The following is an 18852-nucleotide window of genomic DNA, read 5'->3' as shown; positions in this document are numbered from 1 at the left end:
CAGATAGACACAAGCCCGGACACGGCCGGCGCGACGCTGCGCGCCGATGATCGCCGGGCGTCGTGGTGCTTGCCGGGTGTTGGGGGAATTGGGGGAATGCGTCGTCGGCCTGGCCAAAATCACGACAGGCAAGGCAGGTCCGCCACCGCAAACGGGCCCCGTCCTGGTCCCGCCGGAAAACGCCGCCCCGTCAGCGCGCGATGATCAGCGCGTTAAATGACACCTTGCTGGCGATGGACTTCATGCGCGCGTCGGCGGCGCGCCAGTTGTAGCGGCTGCGCCGCCCGCCCGCGACGCGGACGCCGCCCCTGCTGGCGACCCGCACGCTGGCGGGATCGCCAAAGGTGGCTTTGGGAACCTCGCCAGTCACCTTGTAGCCGTTGGCGGCGAGATGAGCGCGGACCCGGACGCAATAGTCCACGGAACGATGTGAAAACCGGCTTTCTCCATGGCCCGCGCGATATTTCATCACGGTGGTGCAAATGTCGCCGCCGGAGATGCGCCACGCCCGCGAGAGATAGGTGACGCCATAACGGATATTGGTTTCCGGCGTCGCCAGTTCGCTCATGGTTCCATCAAAGCCAAGCATCCGCGCTGTGGACGGCAAAACCTGCATCAGGCCGACTTCGCCGACCCCGCCAATGGCGGCGGTGTTGTAATTGCTTTCCACGGTGGCGACGGCGTCGGCCAGTTCTGGCGGCATGCCGGCGGCGCGGGCTGCGTCCATCACCTGGCTTCGCAGGGTCTCGCGACCAGGTCGCGACTTCCTGCGGACGGCGCTGGCGGGCGCCGGAGCATCGTCAGGTTTCTGCGCCGCTGGTGGAACGGGGGGGCCGTAAATGGTTGCGGCGCCATTCGGCGCGGCGCTTCCGGGTCCGGCGTCAGTGGCTGACTGGCTGGCGTAAACCGGTCCGCTCACAAAACCCAGCGCGCACAGGCCTGCAAAAACGCGCCGTCGCAGCCTGGCCCCGCCGCCTGGTTCCGCCGGATTGACCTGAGCCCGCGCAGTTCCGGGCCGTGGCGACCATCGCGCGAAGGGCAGTCTCAGCAAACGAAGCACGCCATCGAATGCGGAGGGCGCGCGCGGCACAGGGGTCATGCCTGCTGATGTGAGGATGCGGGGGACAGGTTTCCAGCCTGGCGCCTTGCCCCAGCCTGGCGCCTTGCCAATGGCGGCTGCTGCGTCGCGGGCTGGCGCTTGCCAGAGCCGGTCGGGGCGGGATCCGCTCCGCGATTCCGGGAGCGCCGCCGTCAGATCAGTGCATGCTCCGGGGGGCGACGCGTCCATGACCAAAGCCCGTTCGTCGGTTGATCTCCGTAGCGTCCGTTCCGGCTCCGCGAAGGCTGGCTCAGCCGCCCGAAGGCGACGGCGCCTCGGCCGCCTTCACCGGGTCCGCAGCCTGCGCGGGCTTGTCGCCTGACAGGATGCCGCCGAGCGACAGGGCCTTGCTGAAGACGCCAGCGGATGGCGCTTCGGCTGCGGCGTTCAGCGGCTGGGCGGCCGGAGCCGCGGCGGTGACAGAGCCAGTGGCGACGGGGTCGGCCGCGCCCGGGGCCGTCGCCGGGCGTGGGGTCATCGCCACGGCGGTGCGCGCCGACGCGCTATCCGGCATTTCGATTTCCTGCGGCGCGCCGGCCAGGGCTTCCGGGCGGCTGATGTCGCCGGAGAAGCGGGTCGAACGGGTGAATGACAGCACCGAGCCGCCTTCGCCACGGAATGACGGATGCTGGCCGCCATCCTGATAAACCAGTCGCACCGCCTTCGCGCCCGTCGAGACGAGCTCGGCGATCTTGTGGTCATCATTGGCGCGCTTCTGCGCCAGCGCCTGGGCGATGGCCGGCTGCTCCGTCGCCCCACAGCTCGCCGACTGCGAGCCGAACACATAGCGCTTGTTGCACACGCCGACGGTCGGGATCTGCTTCGTCACCTCGAAGTAATCCGAACCTTCCTTCAGGTTGCGCCAGAACTCGATATTCGGGTCGTTGCGATACCGCGCCAGGTTCTGCGGCGTCATCCGGAACGGATAGGACTGGAACTGGAACGAGCGCTGGCCGCCGGCGAACGCTTCGCGGCCGATGGCGTAAATCTCGGCGATCTGTTCATCGGTCATCGAGAAGCAGCCAGCCGACGAGCAGGCGCCATGCACCATCAGGTAGCGGCCGGTGCGACCGTAGGCCCGGTCATAGGCGTTGGGGAAGCCGGTGTCGAACGACAGGTAGAAGCTGGAGTTCGGGTTCATCTGCGTGGGGGTGATCGTGTAGAATCCCTCCGGCGCCTGGCGGTCGCCCTCGCGGATCTTTGGCCCCAGTTGGCCGGACCAGCGGCAGATCGGGTAGGTCTTCAGCAGCGCGTATTCACCCTTGCCGTCGCGCTTCCAGATCTCCAGCTCCGCTTCTTTCTTGTAGGAGCGGATCAGGATCGGCGCGGCCTGGCTCATGCCCTTTTCCTGCATGAGCGCGACGGTTTTTTGGGGAATCGGAGCCCGGGCCCGGGCGCTGCCCGGCCCACCGCCGTCCTGGCACGCCGCCAGCGCCAGCGCCGCGGCTGCGAACAGGGTGGTGCGGATGACAAGCTTCAACATCTTCCCAGATCCACTCTCAAGCGATTTCCAATCAGCCGGCCTGGCAAAGTGTCCGACTGGAAATATCTTCGCGCCATGCCCCGCAGCCTGCGGGCAGCAGGGACGGCCCATGGTCGTCCCCAACCCGGTATTTGTACCTCCAGGAACCTTACCAGCTCCTTACGCAAGGCGCCGCGCGACGCCCGCCCGGCGCCGTCACGCCTTGCGATCTGCCCCAGATCGGGACGCCATCGCGGGAAAATTCTCCGCGGCTCCCGGGCGCGCTGACCCCGCTCCGCGGGATGAGACACCATCAGGCGCCTGTGAGCAATGACTTTTTCCCGCGCGCGGCCCGCGACGGCGGCGTTTACTTGCGGCCAATCGCGAGGAACTTGTCCTCGCGCGCCTTGCGAATGGCTTCCGGCGCCATGCCGGCGAACTCCTGCAGGGCCGCCGCGACGGCGTTCCCGGCGGAACGGATGGCCGCCGCGGGGTCACGGTGCGCGCCGCCGACGGGTTCAGGCACAATGCTGTCGATGATGCCGAACTTCAGCAGGTCCTGGGCGGTGATCTTCATGTTGGTGGCGGCGTCCTGCGCCCGGGCGGCGTTGCGCCACAGGATCGAGGCCGAGGCCTCGGGGGAGGCCACCGTGTAGATCGCGTGCTCCATCATCAGCACGCGATTGGCGGCGGCGATCGCCACCGCGCCGCCGGAGCCGCCTTCACCCACCACCAGGGCCACGTTGGCGACGCCAAGGCCGAGGGTTTCCTCGGTGGAGCGGGCGATGGCCTCAGCCTGGCCGCGTTCTTCCGCGCCGATGCCGGGGTAGGCGCCCGCCGTGTCAACGAAGGACAGGACTGGCAGGCCGAAACGGTCCGCCATCTCCATCAGGCGCACCGCCTTGCGGTAACCTTCCGGGCGGGCCATGCCGAAATTGTGCCGCAGGCGCGTTTCGGTATTCCAGCCCTTTTCCTGGCCCAGCACGCATACCGGCTCGCCGCGGAACCGGCCAAAGCCGGCGATGAGCGCCTCGTCTTCGCCGAAGGCGCGGTCACCGGCCAGGGGCGTCATGTCGGTGATCAGGGCGTCGCAATAATCGCGGAAATGCGGACGGTTGGGGTGACGCGCCACCATGGTCTTCTGCCACGGCGTCAGCGCCGCATAGAGATCCGACAGCGTCTTGTTGGCGCGGGCCTGGAGGCGGCTGATTTCCTCATCCAGAGCGACATTGACGTCGCCTTCCGCCACGAGGCGGAGCTCATCGATCTTGGCCTCGATCTCGGCGACGGGTTTTTCAAAATCGAGATAGCTTCGCATGGTTGAGACAGCCGCATCCATTCATCTGGCTTCCGCGCTGGCGTCAGGGCCGCGCGGAGCGGTGGAAACTCTCCGGTCCGTGGCCTGCGCCACCGCAGGCGGTCCGTAACCGGGCCAGCGCCCGATGACGCACGCGGACGGGGCGACATAGCACGAACTGTCGTTCCCGTCCCACGCGAATGTGCGCGCCCGACGTCGGGCCGCGTCCATTGCAGGGGCGTCGCCGGGCGTGGCGCATGGAAAGGCGTCAAATGGGGCGGAATTCTGTTCCTGCGCGAGATCGCGGTCACTAAACGCTTGCAGAAGGAGAATTATACGTATGTGAATGATTGTCGGACGAAACTCCGTCAATGCCGTTAGGGAATTGAAGTTTTCAGGATGAGCAGGCCAGACGTCGCCTTGTTGCGCGGATCTATAGCGCAACCAGCGCCAACACTTGGGATTTCCTTGCGTCCGTCCGCGACGCGCCCAGCCACTGGCCGCATCGCCGCGCTGCAATATTTGCGCGCCATCGCCGCGTTGATGGTCGTTGGCTACCACGCCTCCCATTACCTCGCCTATTTTCGCAAGCCGGCCGGTCCCATCAATCTCTGGGAAAGCTCCCTGGGCATGTGGGGCGTGGCGCTATTTTTCGCCCTGTCCGGATATCTGATGGCGCGGCTGGCGCCGGTGACCCCGTCAGGCCGCTTTCTGCTGCACCGGGTGGCGCGCATCTATCCGGTGTATTTCATCGCCATCGCGGTGTTTTTTGCGTTGTCGCCGCTCATCGTCGGCCATCTGTTCACGCCGCGCTTCCTGCCGAGCACGCTGGTTCCCATCGGCCCCGCCGGCTACACCCTGGGCGTCGAGTGGACGCTGCTCTATGAGCTGACCTTTTACGTCCTGATCTTTCTGCTGATGACGGCGGGCTGGGTCCGGGCGATCCCGGGCGTCGCCATTGGCTGGATCGCGCTGGTTATCGGCTGGCGGCTGGCCTTCGGTGAGGAGGGGGGGCTGGAAATGCCGACGATTTACCAGTTGCCGGTATCGTCGGCCAATATCGCCTTTGCCTGCGGCATGCTTGTTCCCGCCGTGACCAGTCGCCTGCGGATTGGTCCGGTCTGGATGCTCGTGGGGCTCGGCGTCCTGCTGCTTGACATTGCGGGGACGATCCCGGCCGACCGCACCATCGCCGGCGCGATGAGCGCGCTGGTCATCGCCGCGGTTATCGGGACGCGGACTTCGGGCGACGGGTTCATCAGCCGCGTCGGTCTCCGCCTTGGCGACGCCAGCTACGCCATCTATCTGGTGCATGTGCCGGTGCTGGTCGCCGTGTTCCGCTGGTTGCCTGACGCTGTTCCGCTCGCGGTCGCGTGGTGCGTCGCCTTCGTCGCCGCCGTCCTCGTCGGCCAGTTTTTCGGCGTCATCGACCTCCGCATGTATCAGTTGCTGAAGCGCCGCATTGACGCCCTGAGCGAAATGCGGGGGCTGCGCCTGTCCTGGCTTTATGTCGGGTTTTTCGTGATCATCGCCGGCTGGGGTGCGGCAACCAGCCTCATCGACCGGCATCAGTCGCATCAGGCTGCGGCGGCGCTGGAAGCGATCGCCAGCAACCGCATGCTGACCGGCCCGGCCGCGCCAGAGGCGCTGAACGCGCGGCTCGCCGCCGCGGACAGGGGCTTCACGACGCCGCGCGGCGTCATTGACCAGGTCCAGCGTCTGCCGGACAACAAGATCGCGGCGCAGGGCTGGGCCATCGATCTGGCCAGTCCCGATGTCCGGACCTGGATCGCTGTCTATTGCGATGGTCGTCAGGTGGGCTGGGCCGAGCGCACCCGCCTGCGCCGCGCCGAGGCGGCGCAACTGGCGACGGAAACCGGGGCAAACGCGCGGGAGCTGGCAAAGCTGCGCTTCGGCTTCACCCTGGGCACGGACGCCAGCGCCTGCCCCGCCGGGGCGCGCCTGACAGTGGTCGCGGCCGATGCGCGCGGCCGGGGCTTCGCGCTGCCGCCCGCCACGGCTCCATAGAACGGCATCTGATCATGGGGGCGGGAAAGAAAGCGTGGGGGCAGCGGCCTGGACGCTGTAACCCGATAATAAAGCATATTATTTCAAATGGATAAGGGAAAACCGGGTTCAGCGTGAACGGATTTTGCAAGAGCCCGGGTCACCGGTGATGCGGCGGGCCGTCGTGAGACAGCGCCCCGCCGGCCCCCGGCGCCAGCACCGGCTGGAAGCGCACCACCCTTTGCTGGCGCGTCACCCGGATCGGCCGGTGCAACTGCTTGCTGGCTTCCACTACATGCACCCCGGCGAATGGCAGGCCGAGGCTACCGCAGACCTTTTCCCAGCCTGCCGCCGAGCGCAGCATCAGGCGGTCGCGAAATGGCGGCATGTACAGTGTGTCCAGCCAGTGCTCGGGCGAGAACAGCGCTTGCCGGAGCAGGTTGCGCAACTGGGTGCGGCTCCAGGGCTGGCCATGGCCAAACGGGGTGCTGTCGCTGCGGGCCCAGGCGCCGCGCCGGTTGGGCGCCACCAGCATCAGCCGGCCGCCGGGGCTGAGCACCCGCCACACTTCCGACAGCACTTCCGTGGGAGAATCGGCGTGCTCCAGAGCATGGACCAGCAGCACCCGGTCATAGGCGGCGTCCGGCAGGGGCAGCATGGCGGCGTCCACGAGAGCCGAGGCGCTGAGGCCCGTCGCCGGCCAGTTCACCACGCCCTGCGCCGCTGGCATGAAAGCGGCCACCCGCTCGGCGTCGCCGCTGACAAGGGTCAGGTATGGCGTGGCGTAGCCGACGCCCAGCACGCGCAAGCCGCGGGCCGAAGGCCACAGCGACGCCGCCGAGCGACCGATAATCTGGCTGGCGGCGCGACCGGTCGCGGTGGCGTAAAAGGCGCGCAGGTCAACCACGTCTATCGGCATATCGCCTCCGTTCCGTACAGCGCCCGATGGAACGATTTTAGCATTGGCGTCCACCTTCACATCATGCGGCGAGCAAATGTAAATTTTGCAAATTTCGCTATACAATCAATAGGCTGCTGGTGGTCTTTTTGTCTCCGGCATTCGCCCCGCCGCTCCGGAGCGAGGAACGCCGATGTCGGAAGCAGGCCCATCAGGCTGAGTTTCACGCTCCCGGGTGGTGATATCGCGCCATTATGAGGCCACAGGCGTTGACGGCGCGCGCCTTCGCGGTCACCTGTTAACCATACCGGAAGTTTGCCTGCTGTTGCAGGGCGCAACTGACAAGCGAGAGATCTGCATGCCAGCCGAATTCCACGTTTTCCCCTGCCTGTCCGATAATATCGGCGTTCTGATGCGCGACAGGGAGACCGGCGCCTGCGCGTCCATCGATGCGCCGGAAGCGGAGCCGATCCGCGCGGCGCTGGAGCAGACCGGCTGGACGCTCACCGATATTCTGGTCACGCACAAGCATCCGGATCACGTTGCAGGCGTTGCGGAGCTGAAGGAACGCTTCGGCGCCCGCGTTGTCGCGCCGGTGCGTGAGGCGGAGTTTGTGCCTGAGGCCGACCTGTTCGTGAACCAGGGCGACACGGTGATGGTTGGCTCGCTGTCGGGAACGGTGCTGTTCACGCCGGGCCATACCTCGGGACATATTTCATACTATTTTGCTGGCGCCCGCGCCCTGTTCGCCGGCGACACCCTGTTCGCCCTGGGCTGCGGCCGTCTGCTGGAGGGAACGCCCGAGGACATGTGGCGCTCGCTGCAGAAGCTGGCGGCGCTGCCCGACGACACCCAGGTGTTCTGTGGCCATGAGTACACATTGTCGAACGCCCGTTTCGCCCTGGCCGCCGATCCGGACAACGCCGCGCTGAAACTGCGCGCCGCCGTGGTGGAAGGCCAGCGCGCCGATGGCCAGCTGACGGTGCCGTCGCTGCTGCGCGACGAAAAGGCGACCAACCCCTTCCTGCGCGCCGATCAGCCGGCTCTGGCCGCCTCGGTCGATCTCGACGGCTCCGATCCGGTCGCGGTGTTCGCCGCCCTGCGCGAGTGGAAGAACAACTTCTGAGGCGCGCCGCCCGCTGGCGCTCGCGCCTGCGGCGGATGCGGTTCGCGGGAAAATCGTTGATGCGGATCGTGAAGATGTGGATGCGCTCACGATCTGCCAGTCTCAAAACAGCGTGACGTATCTCTTGGGAGACGTCACGCGCCGCCTGGGCCTGAGCGCCCCCTCAAATGCGCCAGGCTTGCCGGGGGCGTCACGCAATGCGACGGGAGGCGTGGCCGGAGCATCGCCTCCGGGAGCGCCCGCCGCCCGGCCGGGCGAGGGTCAGTCGCCGTAGCTGAGCATGGCCATGCGGCCTGTCAGCACCACCACGCCGGTATCCTCATCGACGATCTGGCCATCGAGCCGCACGATATGCCCCCGGCTTTTCGGCTCGATGGCGGTCACCTCCCATTCAAGGCGCAGCCGGTGATTGGCCGGGCAGGGCGCCTTGAACTGCACGGCGTAATCCACCCCCACATGGCCGCGCGCCGAATCCGGCTCCGCCGATGGCCAGCCCTGGCTGACCGCGCCGGCGAGCAGGGCCGAGGTGTGGGCGCCGCTGGCGAACAGGCCGCCGAAGCGGGTGCGGGCGGCGAAGGCCTCGTCATGGTGCAGGGGATTGAAATCGCCCACGAGCGTGGCGCCCGCGCGGATGGCGTCGGCGTCCAGCGTCAACCAGCTCTGCGTGCGCGCCCCTACATGAAACGTGACCATTCCTGTCTCCCTGTTGTTGATTTTTCAGGCGCCGCGCTGGAGCCGGACAAGCTGACCGGCGCGCCGCTCATGGAAAAGGCGGCCCGTTTTGCGGGGCCGCCTCGTATTCAGGTTGCCGTTGGGTCGCTTCAGGAAAGCTGGCCGTGGCAGTGCTTGTATTTCTTGCCTGAACCACACGGGCAGGGGTCGTTGCGACCGACGCGGCCCCAGGTGGCCGGGTCGTTCGGGTCGCGGACGCCGCCGTTCTCCTGGGCCGGTTGCGGCAGGTAACCTGCGGTGATGAAGTCCTGGCTGACGTTGAAGTCGTCCTGGCCAGTGAGCGGGTCGAGATGATGCCCCTCCATCGGCGGCAGCGACGGCTCCGGCGGCGCCTCGAACATCACTTCCACGCGCATCAGCTGGGCTGTGACCTGTTCGCGCAGGCTCACGATCAACTGGTCGAACAGCTGGAAGGCTTCCGCCTTGTATTCGTTGAGCGGATCGCGCTGGGCGAGGCCGCGCCAGCCGATGACCTGACGCAGGTGATCGAGGGTCACCAGATGTTCGCGCCACAGATGGTCGAGCGACTGCAGCAGCACCTGCTTCTCGATGTAGGTCATCAGTTCGGGCGAGTTCTTCTCGATCCGCGCCGCATAGGCCTCGTCGGCGGCCTTGTGCAGGCGCTCGCGAATTTCCTCGTCGGCGATGCCTTCTTCCCTGGCCCAGTCCTCGACCGGCAGGTCAAGATTGAGCCAGCGCTCGACGCCTTCCTTCAGGCCGGCGACGTTCCACTGCTCCGGATAGGCGTCGGCCGGGATGTTGCTGGCGACCACGTCCTCGACGGTCGATTCGCGCATCTCGTCGATGGTTTCGCGCACGCTTTCGGCGCCCATGAACTCGCGGCGCTGTTCGAATACGACCTTGCGCTGGTCGTTCATGACGTTGTCGTATTTGAGGATGTTCTTGCGCGTGTCGTAGTTGCGCGCCTCCACCTTGCCCTGGGCCTTGGCGATGGCCTTGTTGATCCAGGGGTGGAAGATGGCCTCGCCTTCCTTCAGGCCGAGGCGCTGCAGCATGCCGTCCATGCGGTCGGAGCCGAAGATGCGCATCAGTTCGTCCTGCAGCGACAGGAAGAAGCGCGACAGGCCCGGGTCGCCCTGACGGCCGGAACGGCCGCGCAACTGGTTGTCGATGCGGCGACTTTCGTGACGTTCGGTGCCGAGCACGTAGAGGCCGCCGGCTTCCAGCGCCTTCTGCTTCAGCCGGGCGACTTCCGCGCGGATTTCTTCCTCGCGCGCCGACCGCTCCGGGCCTTCCTCCATGTCGCCCAGCTCATAGGCGATGCGCATGTCGGCGTTGCCGCCAAGCTGGATGTCGGTGCCGCGGCCGGCCATGTTGGTGGCGAGCGTGATGGCCCCCGGCACGCCGGCCTGGGCGACGATGAACGCCTCCTGCTCGTGGAAGCGGGCGTTCAGCACCGCGAACTGCTTCGACGGCTTGCCGGAACGGGCGCCCTCGAACAGCGGATCAAGCACGCGCGGATTGCTGAAATCCATCATGCGCAGGCCCTGCTCCTCGAGGAAGGCGGCCAGCAGCTCGGACTTCTCGATGGAGGTGGTGCCGACCAGAACCGGCTGGCCGCGCTCCTGCGCCTCGGCGATCTCCGCGGCGATGGCCTGGAACTTCTCGCGTTCGGTGCGGTAAACGGCGTCGTCCTCGTCAACACGCTGCACCGGCAGGTTGGTGGGGATCTCCACGACCTGCAGGTTGTAGATGTCGAGGAACTCGTCAGCCTCGGTGCCGGCGGTGCCGGTCATGCCCGAGAGCTTCTTGTACAGGCGGAAATAGTTCTGGAAGGTGATCGAGGCCAGCGTCTGGTTCTCGGGCTGCACCTGCACGCCCTCGCGGGCCTCCAGAGCCTGGTGCAGGCCTTCCGAATAGCGCCGCCCCTGCATCATGCGGCCAGTGAACTCGTCGATGATGACGACTTCGCCGTCCTTGACGATGTAGTCCTTGTCGCGCGTGAACAGGGTATGGGCGCGCAGGGCCTGGTTCACATGGTGCACCAGGGTGGCGTTGGCGGCGTCGTAGAGGCTGCCTTCCTGCATCAGGCCAGCTTCGCGCAGCAATTCCTCGATGCGCTCGTTGCCCTCTTCGGTCAGCGACACGGAGCGCTGCTTCTCGTCGAGGTCGTAGTGTTCCTTGGTCAGATGCGGGATCAGTTTGTCAATCTGCTGGTAGAGATCCGAGCGGTCTTCCAGCGGGCCGGAAATGATCAGCGGCGTGCGGGCTTCGTCAATCAGGATGGAGTCGACCTCGTCGACCACCGCGAAGGCATGACCGCGCTGGGTCATCTGCGCGATGTCATATTTCATGTTGTCGCGCAGATAGTCGAAGCCGAATTCGTTGTTGGTGCCGTAAGTGATGTCGCAGGCGTAAGCGGCGCGACGCTCATCGTCGTCCAGGCCATGGACAATGACGCCGACGCTGAGGCCGAGGAAATTGTACAGCCGGCCCATCCAGGCGGAGTCACGACTGGCCAGGTAGTCGTTCACGGTGACATTGTGAACGCCGTTGCCCGGCAGGGCGTTGAGATAGGTGGCGAGCGTCGCCACCAGGGTCTTGCCTTCGCCGGTCTTCATCTCGGCGATGGATCCGTCGTGCAGCACCATGCCGCCAACCAGCTGCACGTCGAAGTGGCGCTGGCCAAGCACGCGCTTGCCGGCCTCGCGCACCACGGCGAAGGCCTCTTCCAGCAGGTCGTCCAGGGTCTCGCCAGCCGCCAGACGGGCGCGGAAATCGTCGGTCTTCTGGCGGAGCTGCTCGTCCGTCAGCTTCTCCATGTCGGGTTCCAGCGCGTTGATGCGCTTGACCCTGGCCTGATAACCCTTGACCCGACGGTCGTTGACCGAACCAAACAGTTTCTTCGCGAGTGCGCCGAACATCGAAGACCTTTCGGACTGGCGGACCGCCACAGACAGGCGTGCGCCGCCCTGTAAATCAGGGCGTCGCGAACAAGTCCACCGGAAACGTCCGCCGGGAGCCATGCGGCGCCGGCGTCCTGAAACATATCAAACCGCTCTCCGGGGGGGAGGGCGGCCCGGATTGCGTCACACGGTGTTTGGCGCAATCCGGAACTGGCGCATGTCCCTGACGTGGAGCCACCTGTCGGCGGCATGCGCCTCAAACCATTGCGCGCGCTGCATTTTTCCAGAGGGGACGGGGCTACCGGACCATACCGGCGACCGCGCTCCGGATCGCGGCGTTCGCCGCGGCATGGCGCATGTTTTTCCAGCGCCCACATAAGTATTGCGCCGCCAGTATTCAACCGACGGCGCAATGCTTTGTGAGCGGCTCATCTATAGCAGGTTCGGGCTTTCCGGCAAAACGGCCGGCGCCCGAAACCTGTCGGCGGCGTCAGTCGACCGGCTTCAGACCTGCTTCGATCTCCGCCCGGCGCGGTTCGAGGAACGGCGGCAGGGAAACGCTTTCGCCCAGGGTCGCCAGGGGTTCGTCCACCGCGAAGCCGGGGCCGTCCGTGGCGATCTCGAACAGGATGCCATTGGGCTCGCGGAAGTAGAGACTCTGGAAGTAATAGCGCTCGACCTCGCCGCTGTTGGGAATGCGCAGATCCTTCAGACGCGCCGCCCAGGCGTGATACTGCTCCGGGTCCGGCGTGCGGAAGGCGACATGATGCACGGCGCCCGCGCCCTGTCGCGCCCGGGGTTGACCGGACGCGTCGACCACATGTACTTCGGCGCCCGCGCCGCCTGCGCCCATGGTCCAGACCCGCACGGCGCCGTTGACGGCGTCGGCGTAGTCGCGGTCGAACCGCATGTTCATCACCCGCTCCAGCACCATCTCCAGCATGGCGACGTCGCGCACCGCAAGGGTGATGGGGCCAAGGCCGCGAATCTGCCGCTCCGCCGGCACGGGGCTGCGATCCCAGACATGAACGTCTCCTTCGCCGCCGTCATCGATGAGCGCGAGGCGTTGCCCTTCCGCGTCCTGAAAGTCCAGGGTCAGGCGGCCGTCGCGCGTGATGATCTCGCCGTGATGGACGCCGAGATCCGTGAACCGCTGCTTCCACCAGGCCAGGGTTCCGGCTCCGGCGACGCGCAGGCCCGTGCGGACGACGCTGTCGGCGCCGCGCTGTTCAGGCGCGGCCGGCCAGTCGAAGAAGGTGAGATCCGTGCCAGGCGCGGCTTCGCCGTCAGCGTAAAACAGATGCCAGGCGCTGACGTCGTCCTGGTTCACGGTGCGCTTGACCAGGCGCATGCCCAAGGTGCGGGTGTAAAAATGATGGTTGTCGCGCGCCTGTGCGGTGATAGCGGTGACGTGATGGATGCCAGTGAGCTGCATGGCGTCCTCCTTCTCCGGCGCGGCCGGCTGTGGTGATTGCGTGACCACAAGCTGATGCGTCGCATCGCGCAAATCCAGATCCGCAACCGCACGCGCCAGATTGCAAAAATGCAATCTGGTCGCCCGGCCCCCCGCGCCGCCGTCACGGCTCCAGTTCGGTGTCCCAGTAAAGGTAGTCCAGCCAGCTTTCGTGCAGATAGTTGGGCGGGAAGTTGCGGCCGGCCTCGTGCAGGTCGAAAACGCCAGGTCGCGCCGGCGCCCGGGCCGGGATCATGCCAATCGCCTTGGGCATGTGGTCGGCCTTGCGCAGGTTGCAGGGCGCGCAGGCGGTGACGACATTGTCCCAGGTGGTCTGGCCGCCGCGCGAGCGGGGGATCAGGTGATCAAAGGTCAGGTCCGAGCGCGAGCCGCAATACTGGCAGGTGAAGCGGTCGCGGAGGAACACGTTGAAGCGGGTGAAAGCCGGCTCGCGGCTTGGCCGCACATAGCTCTTCAGCGACACCACCGAGGGCAGCTGCATCTCGAACCCCGGGCTGCGGGCGACGACGTCATAGGTCGAGATGATGTTGACCCGGTCAAGAAACACCGCCCGGATGGCGTCCTGCCACGACCAGAGCGACAGGGGATAGTAACTGAGCGGCTTGAAGTCGGCGTTCAGCACCAGCGCCGGGCAGCTCTCGGGGCTGCGACCTGGGTTGGCGCGAAACGGCGTCCGAACTCGCATGTGAAATGTCACTGGCGCGATCTCCCGCAGAAGAGCAGGCGCCAGTCGGCATCAGGTTCCGGGTGGCGACCCGTTCTCGGTCCAGACGGGCCCGGATCGTCACGTCGCCGTCACGCCCCGCCATTGCCGGGAGGCGCTGTTTCGCCGTCACGATGACCGGCGTGCGGGTGCGGAGCCGTTAACAGGAAAACGCGTCAACAGCCCGAGGGCCACATCAACCGGCCGCGCGCTCCGCCCGACGTGGAGCGCCTGGGAGCCTGCGTCTGGCTGCTGACCCGAAACAGGGGGCGCCAGCCGGCGACAGGTGATTCCCTCGACCCTTCGCTGCAGGATGACGCTGTTCCACGACAATCGCGTGATGCCGGATGCGGAATGCACGCGGCGCGGCGCGCGGAGCAGCAGACTTACGAACCGGCGCCAGCCCGCGCCAGGCGGGCGCGGAAAGCCATGGCGGATTGCAAGGCCGCGCGTAGCCTACACGCGGCGACGCCGGTTTGTGAAGCTTCGCGGCGTCATGATGACAAATGTCTCCCCGCAAAGCGGGAATAACAAAAACCCCCGCGAAGCGGGGGCAGGGGCGAGACGCCGGGACATCATGCAGGCGGGCTCCCGCCCGCCGGCTCAGCGCGTGGGCAGCGGCTTTTCGCCACGGTAGTCATAGAAGCCGCGCTGGGTCTTGCGGCCCAGCCAGCCGGCCTCAACGTATTTCACCAGCAGCGGGCAGGGGCGATATTTCGAATCCGCGAGTCCTTCGTGCAGCACCTGCATCACCGAGAGGCAGACGTCGAGACCGATGAAATCGGCCAGTTGCAGCGGACCCATGGGATGGTTTGCGCCCAGTCGCATGGCGGTGTCGATCGAATCGACCGAACCAACGCCCTCGTAAAGCGTGTAGATCGCCTCGTTCACCATCGGCAGCAGGATGCGGTTGACGATAAAGGCCGGGAAATCCTCGGCGATGGTGATGGTCTTGTTGAGGGCGCGGATAAAATCCTTGGCCTGCTCGAACGTCGTGTCTTCGGTGGCGATGCCGCGGATCAACTCCACCAGCTGCATCATCGGCACCGGATTCATGAAGTGCATGCCGATGAAACGCTCGGGCCGGTCCGTGGAGGCGGCGAGGCGGGTGATGGAGATCGAGGAGGTGTTGGAGGCCAGCAGGGCGTCAGGACGCAGCACCGGGCAAATGTCGCTGAAAATCTTGCGCTTGGTTTCCTCATGTTCCGTCGCCGCCTCAATGACCAGGTCGCAGTCGGACAGGTCGTTGAAGGAGGTCGCCGGGATGATGCGGGCGATCGAGGCCTGGCGATCCGCCTCGTCAAGCTGGCCGCGCGCCACCTGACGGGCAAGGTTGCCGTTGATGGTGGCGAGGGCGGAATTGAGCCGGTCCTCGCTCAGATCATTCAGCCGGACGTCGAAACCGGAAGCAGCGCATACATGGGCGATGCCGTTGCCCATCTGACCCGCGCCAATAACGCCGACTTTCCTGATTGCGATCGCCATGTCTTTGCCACCTGGAGTGTTTGATGCGCGCGGCGCGCGACGCCACAATGGCCGGATTGCCGCCGGCGCCAAAACCCGGGGCGTACTCTAACGAGGTTGCCCTGGTTTGGACAGGGTATAACGCATGGCGCCGCGGAAGGGTTTTCCAGAGCCGCCGGAGGCTGTTGCGAAGGCCATAAACTGCCCGTAAACGCCCGTCATTTCATGATTTTATAGTGGCGTCTCCGCCCGGTGCGCGGCGCCGTTCCGGCCTGCAACGACGTGTTGCGGGAGCCACGCGCCCCGGCAAATTGTCGCAACGCGTTGATGTAAGCTTCGGGGTGACGGAATAATTGCGGAATAAATCCTTGGGTCGCTGCCGCGACGGCATGCCCCCGGCATGTTGACGCCGCCATGAAAAAAGGCGGCGCGAGATCGCGCCGCCTTTCTTGTTCATGCGTAAACCGGACGGCTTACTTGCCGAGCGCTGCCTGCAGCTCCGGCAGCAGCGTGAACAGGTCGCCGACGAGGCCGTAGTCCGCCACCTGGAAGATTGGCGCTTCCTCGTCCTTGTTGATGGCGACGATCACGCGGCTGTCCTTCATGCCAGCAAGGTGCTGGATGGCGCCGGAGATGCCGACGGCGATGTACAGCTGCGGGGCGACGACCTTGCCGGTCTGGCCGACCTGCAGGTCGTTCGGCGCGTAGCCGGCGTCGACAGCGGCGCGCGAAGCGCCCATGGCGGCGCCGAGCGCGTCGGCGACCGGCTCGATGTACTTGGTGAAGTTCTCGGCCGAACCGAGCGCGCGACCACCGGAGATGATGATCTTGGCCGAGGCCAGCTCCGGACGGTCGGACTTCGACAGCTCTTCGCCCTTGAACGACGACACGGCCGGATCAGCGGCGGCGGCGACGTCTTCAATGGCGGCCGAACCGCCTTCGCCAGCGCTCTGGAACGCGGCGGTGCGGACGGTGATGACCTTCTTGCCGTCGGTCGACTGCACGGTCTGGATGGCGTTGCCGGCGTAGATCGGACGCTCGAAGGTGTCGGCGGAGACGACCTTGGTCACTTCCGAAATCTGCATGACGTCGAGCTGTGCGGCGACGCGCGGCAGGATGTTCTTGCCGTTGGCGGTGGCCGGAGCCACGATCGCGTCATAGGCGCCAGCCAGCGACACGATCAGCGCGGCGACCGGCTCGGCCAGGGCGTTGGCGTAGGCGGCGTTGTCGGCCACGAGCACCTTGTCGACGCCAGCCAGCTTCGCAGCCTGTTCGGCCACGGCGCGGGCGCCCGAACCGGCGACCAGCACGTGCACCGGACCGCCGAGACCCCGGGCGGCGGCCACGGCCTTGGCGGTGGCGTCGTTAAGGGTGGAGTTGTTGTGTTCAGCCAGAAGCAGGGTGGTCATATCAGAGAACTCCAGCCTCGTTCTTGAGTTTCGACACGAGTTCCTCAACCGAGGCGACCTTGACGCCAGCCGAGCGCTTCGCCGGCTCGACGGTCGAGAGCACCTTCAGGCGCGGAGCCACGTCGACGCCGAGCGTCTCCGGGGAGGTCTCGTCCAGCGGCTTCTTCTTCGCCTTCATGATGTTCGGCAGAGACGCGTAGCGCGGCTCGTTCAGACGCAGGTCGGTCGTCACGATGGCGGGGAGCTTCAGCTCGATGGTCTGCAGACCGCCGTCGATCTCACGGGTGACCGAGAGCTGTTCGCCAGCCACTTCGATCTTCGAGGCGAAGGTGCCCTGGGCCCAGCCGAGCAGGGCGGCGAGCATCTGGCCGGTCTGGTTGCTGTCGTCGTCGATGGCCTGCTTGCCGAGGATGACGAGGCCCGGGTTCTCGGTCTCGATCACCTTCTTCAGCAGCTTGGCGACGCCGAGCGGCTCAACGCTGGCGTCGGTCTTCACCAGCACGCCGCGGTCCGCGCCCATGGCGAGCGCGGTGCGGATGGTCTCGCTGGCCTGCTGGGGGCCGATGGAGACGACGACGATCTCGGTGGCGACGCCCTTTTCCTTCAGGCGGATCGCCTCTTCGACGGCGATCTCGTCGAAGGGGTTCATCGACATCTTGACGTTGGCGAGTTCCACGCCGGAGCCGTCCTGTTTGACGCGGATCTTGACGTTGTAGTCGACGACCCGCTTGACGGGCACGAGAATCTTCATACCGGCTTCCCTTCAAGCACGAACGGGGCAGGAGATCGGCCAGTCCCCGCGCGCGTGCGCATTGCCGACAGTCGTCTCCCGATGGGGGCGGAACCTGACGGCGCCGCCGTCTGTTGTCAACGTATCCATGCAGCCCTTTTCGCGCGCGTTTCGCCGCTGGGAGCCGCATTTGCCGCTGGAGCCGGAGGTTGGCGGGGGGACCTGGAAACACTCCAGGTTATTTTGTCTGGCCCCGAGCGCCAGTTCCGCACCGGATTCAGCTGTATTTGCCGTCGCGTCGCGGGACCTGTCGGGCCTGGTGCCCGGCCATTCCGCAAATCTCGGCAAATGGTCGAATGTCAGCGGTTCTGGCCGGGAGTCCAGAGGACGTCGGCGGCGCCCCGGTCATTGAGCCAGCGGGCGGCGACGAAAAAGAAATCCGAAAGCCGGTTGAGGTATTTGATGGCGGCGGGGGTGACGATCTCGTCCTCGCGGGCGTCAAGGGCCACCACCAGACGCTCGGCCCGGCGGCAGACAGTGCGCGACACATGCAGCGCGGCGGCGGCGGGCGAACCGCCGGGCAGGACGAAAGAACGCAGGGGCGACAGGTCGGCGTTCAGCAGATCGATCTCGTTTTCCAGCCGCGTCACCTGGGAATCGGCGATGCGGAGCGGTTCGTATTTCATCGGTTTGCCGGTTTCCGGCGTGGCCAGATCAGCTCCCAGGTCGAACAGATCGTTCTGGATGCGCGCCAGCATGGCGTCGACCGGCCCATCCAGCGCCGCCGTCGACAGCCGCGCCACGCCGACCGTGGCGTTGGTTTCGTCCACCGTGCCATAGGCCTCGATGCGCAGATCATGCTTGGGGCGGCGTTCGCCGGTGACGAGGCCGGTGGCGCCCTTGTCGCCAGTGCGGGTGTAGATGCGGTTCAGCGCGACCATGATCGTCCTGTCCAGTCTGATGCGAAATGGGGTGTGTGGGCCACGCGGACGCCGCCCATGGCCCGGCGAAGCTCGCGCGCCGCCGGAGCGCTACCGATGAAATCCGGTTCGCGGAAGCGCCCTGTCTTCTGGCCTGGCGCATTGCTCACGCGCCTCTTCCCGAAAAATGTGCTCCGGTTTTCGCCAAAAATGTTTCCGGCTTTATGCGTCCCTTCCGCGAGCCGCGCCTGCGAGGTTGCGGCGCGAGATGCGACATTCCGGATGCGACGCCTCGGCTGCGGGGCCATGTCGCCGCAAACTCCCAGTCCGCCGGTTCAGAGCGCCCGCCACCACAACACGGCCATGGCGATGAGGATGGCGACGAATTGCAGCAGCACGCGCATGCGCATCAGCTTCTGGGACCGCTCCGGGTTACCGCCGCGCATCATGTTATAGAGGCCCATGGCCAGCACCAGCGCGACCGCGGCCACAGCGACGCCGACGATCCAGTTTGACGCGTCCATCCTCTTCTCCCGCCTGACGTCAGGGCAAATCCACAGCGACGTGGAATTTTGCCAGATACTCGAAACGCGCGCGCCGCGCCCGGCGCCGCCCAACAGTGCTCCAGGCCAGCCTGTCATGGCTGGCCCCGCCCGCCGTCGTA

General features: G+C 66.2%; 15 protein-coding genes. 2 read left to right on the top strand and 13 right to left on the bottom strand.

What is annotated here, in order from left to right; translation table 11 throughout:
• Positions 1-190: 190 nt before the first annotated feature.
• The 3 genes from IE243_RS13060 to IE243_RS13050 form a co-directional block, all read right to left on the bottom strand.
• Entirely contained in the window at positions 191-727 is a 537-nt protein-coding gene (locus IE243_RS13060; protein ID WP_191319836.1) for a lytic transglycosylase domain-containing protein, read from the bottom strand.
• Positions 728-1349: 622 nt separating this feature from the next.
• Entirely contained in the window at positions 1350-2582 is a 1233-nt protein-coding gene (locus IE243_RS13055; RefSeq protein WP_191319835.1) for a L,D-transpeptidase family protein, read from the bottom strand.
• Between the two features lie 346 nt (positions 2583-2928).
• The gene (locus IE243_RS13050; RefSeq protein ID WP_191319920.1) at positions 2929-3879 is read right to left on the bottom strand and encodes an acetyl-CoA carboxylase carboxyltransferase subunit alpha; all 951 of its coding nucleotides are present in this window, start codon (positions 3877-3879) and stop codon (positions 2929-2931) included.
• 447 nt (positions 3880-4326) lie between these two features.
• Here IE243_RS13050 and IE243_RS13045 point away from each other — a divergent pair, with 447 nt between their 5' ends.
• Positions 4327-5886: an acyltransferase family protein gene (locus IE243_RS13045; RefSeq protein ID WP_191319834.1), complete on the top strand. Its 1560-nt coding sequence runs from the start codon at positions 4327-4329 to the stop codon at positions 5884-5886.
• 139 nt (positions 5887-6025) lie between these two features.
• Here IE243_RS13045 and IE243_RS13040 read toward each other — a convergent pair whose 3' ends face one another.
• Positions 6026-6784 (bottom strand): class I SAM-dependent methyltransferase, encoded by a 759-nt coding sequence (locus tag IE243_RS13040; RefSeq protein WP_191319833.1) that lies wholly within the window; start codon positions 6782-6784, stop codon positions 6026-6028.
• 337 nt (positions 6785-7121) lie between these two features.
• Between IE243_RS13040 and gloB the strand changes: the two genes are divergently transcribed.
• Positions 7122-7889 carry a hydroxyacylglutathione hydrolase gene (gloB, locus tag IE243_RS13035; RefSeq protein ID WP_191319832.1) on the top strand — a complete coding sequence of 256 codons (768 nt, stop codon included), beginning with the start codon at positions 7122-7124 and terminating at the stop codon, positions 7887-7889.
• Between the two features lie 261 nt (positions 7890-8150).
• Here gloB and IE243_RS13030 read toward each other — a convergent pair whose 3' ends face one another.
• The 9 genes from IE243_RS13030 to IE243_RS12990 all read right to left on the bottom strand — a co-directional run bounded on the left by IE243_RS13030 (position 8151) and on the right by IE243_RS12990 (position 18712).
• The gene (locus IE243_RS13030) at positions 8151-8582 is read right to left on the bottom strand and encodes a MaoC family dehydratase (protein WP_191319831.1); all 432 of its coding nucleotides are present in this window, start codon (positions 8580-8582) and stop codon (positions 8151-8153) included.
• 128 nt (positions 8583-8710) lie between these two features.
• Positions 8711-11506, bottom strand: coding sequence for a preprotein translocase subunit SecA (secA, locus tag IE243_RS13025; RefSeq protein ID WP_191319830.1), 2796 nt, complete (start codon positions 11504-11506; stop codon positions 8711-8713).
• A 472-nt stretch (positions 11507-11978) separates the two neighbouring features.
• The gene (locus IE243_RS13020; protein WP_191319829.1) at positions 11979-12923 is read right to left on the bottom strand and encodes a ring-cleaving dioxygenase; all 945 of its coding nucleotides are present in this window, start codon (positions 12921-12923) and stop codon (positions 11979-11981) included.
• A gap of 142 nt (positions 12924-13065) precedes the next feature.
• Positions 13066-13647: an HNH endonuclease gene (locus tag IE243_RS13015; RefSeq protein ID WP_191319828.1), complete on the bottom strand. Its 582-nt coding sequence runs from the start codon at positions 13645-13647 to the stop codon at positions 13066-13068.
• A gap of 621 nt (positions 13648-14268) precedes the next feature.
• Complete coding sequence (locus IE243_RS13010) at positions 14269-15150, bottom strand: 3-hydroxybutyryl-CoA dehydrogenase (protein WP_191319827.1); 882 nt, start codon at positions 15148-15150, stop codon at positions 14269-14271.
• A 452-nt stretch (positions 15151-15602) separates the two neighbouring features.
• The gene (locus IE243_RS13005) at positions 15603-16538 is read right to left on the bottom strand and encodes an electron transfer flavoprotein subunit alpha/FixB family protein (RefSeq protein WP_191319826.1); all 936 of its coding nucleotides are present in this window, start codon (positions 16536-16538) and stop codon (positions 15603-15605) included.
• Between the two features lies 1 nt (position 16539).
• Positions 16540-17289 carry an electron transfer flavoprotein subunit beta/FixA family protein gene (locus tag IE243_RS13000; RefSeq protein WP_191319825.1) on the bottom strand — a complete coding sequence of 250 codons (750 nt, stop codon included), beginning with the start codon at positions 17287-17289 and terminating at the stop codon, positions 16540-16542.
• A gap of 338 nt (positions 17290-17627) precedes the next feature.
• Positions 17628-18209: a cob(I)yrinic acid a,c-diamide adenosyltransferase gene (locus IE243_RS12995; protein ID WP_191319824.1), complete on the bottom strand. Its 582-nt coding sequence runs from the start codon at positions 18207-18209 to the stop codon at positions 17628-17630.
• A gap of 314 nt (positions 18210-18523) precedes the next feature.
• The gene (locus IE243_RS12990) at positions 18524-18712 is read right to left on the bottom strand and encodes a twin transmembrane helix small protein (RefSeq protein WP_191319823.1); all 189 of its coding nucleotides are present in this window, start codon (positions 18710-18712) and stop codon (positions 18524-18526) included.
• Positions 18713-18852 lie beyond the last annotated feature (140 nt).

Origin of the sequence: Camelimonas fluminis (genome assembly GCF_014656355.1) — a bacterium.
Lineage (GTDB): Bacteria > Pseudomonadota > Alphaproteobacteria > Rhizobiales > Beijerinckiaceae > Camelimonas > Camelimonas fluminis.
Note: the sequence above shows the minus strand (reverse complement) of the source record. Positions and strands in the feature narration are given on the sequence as shown.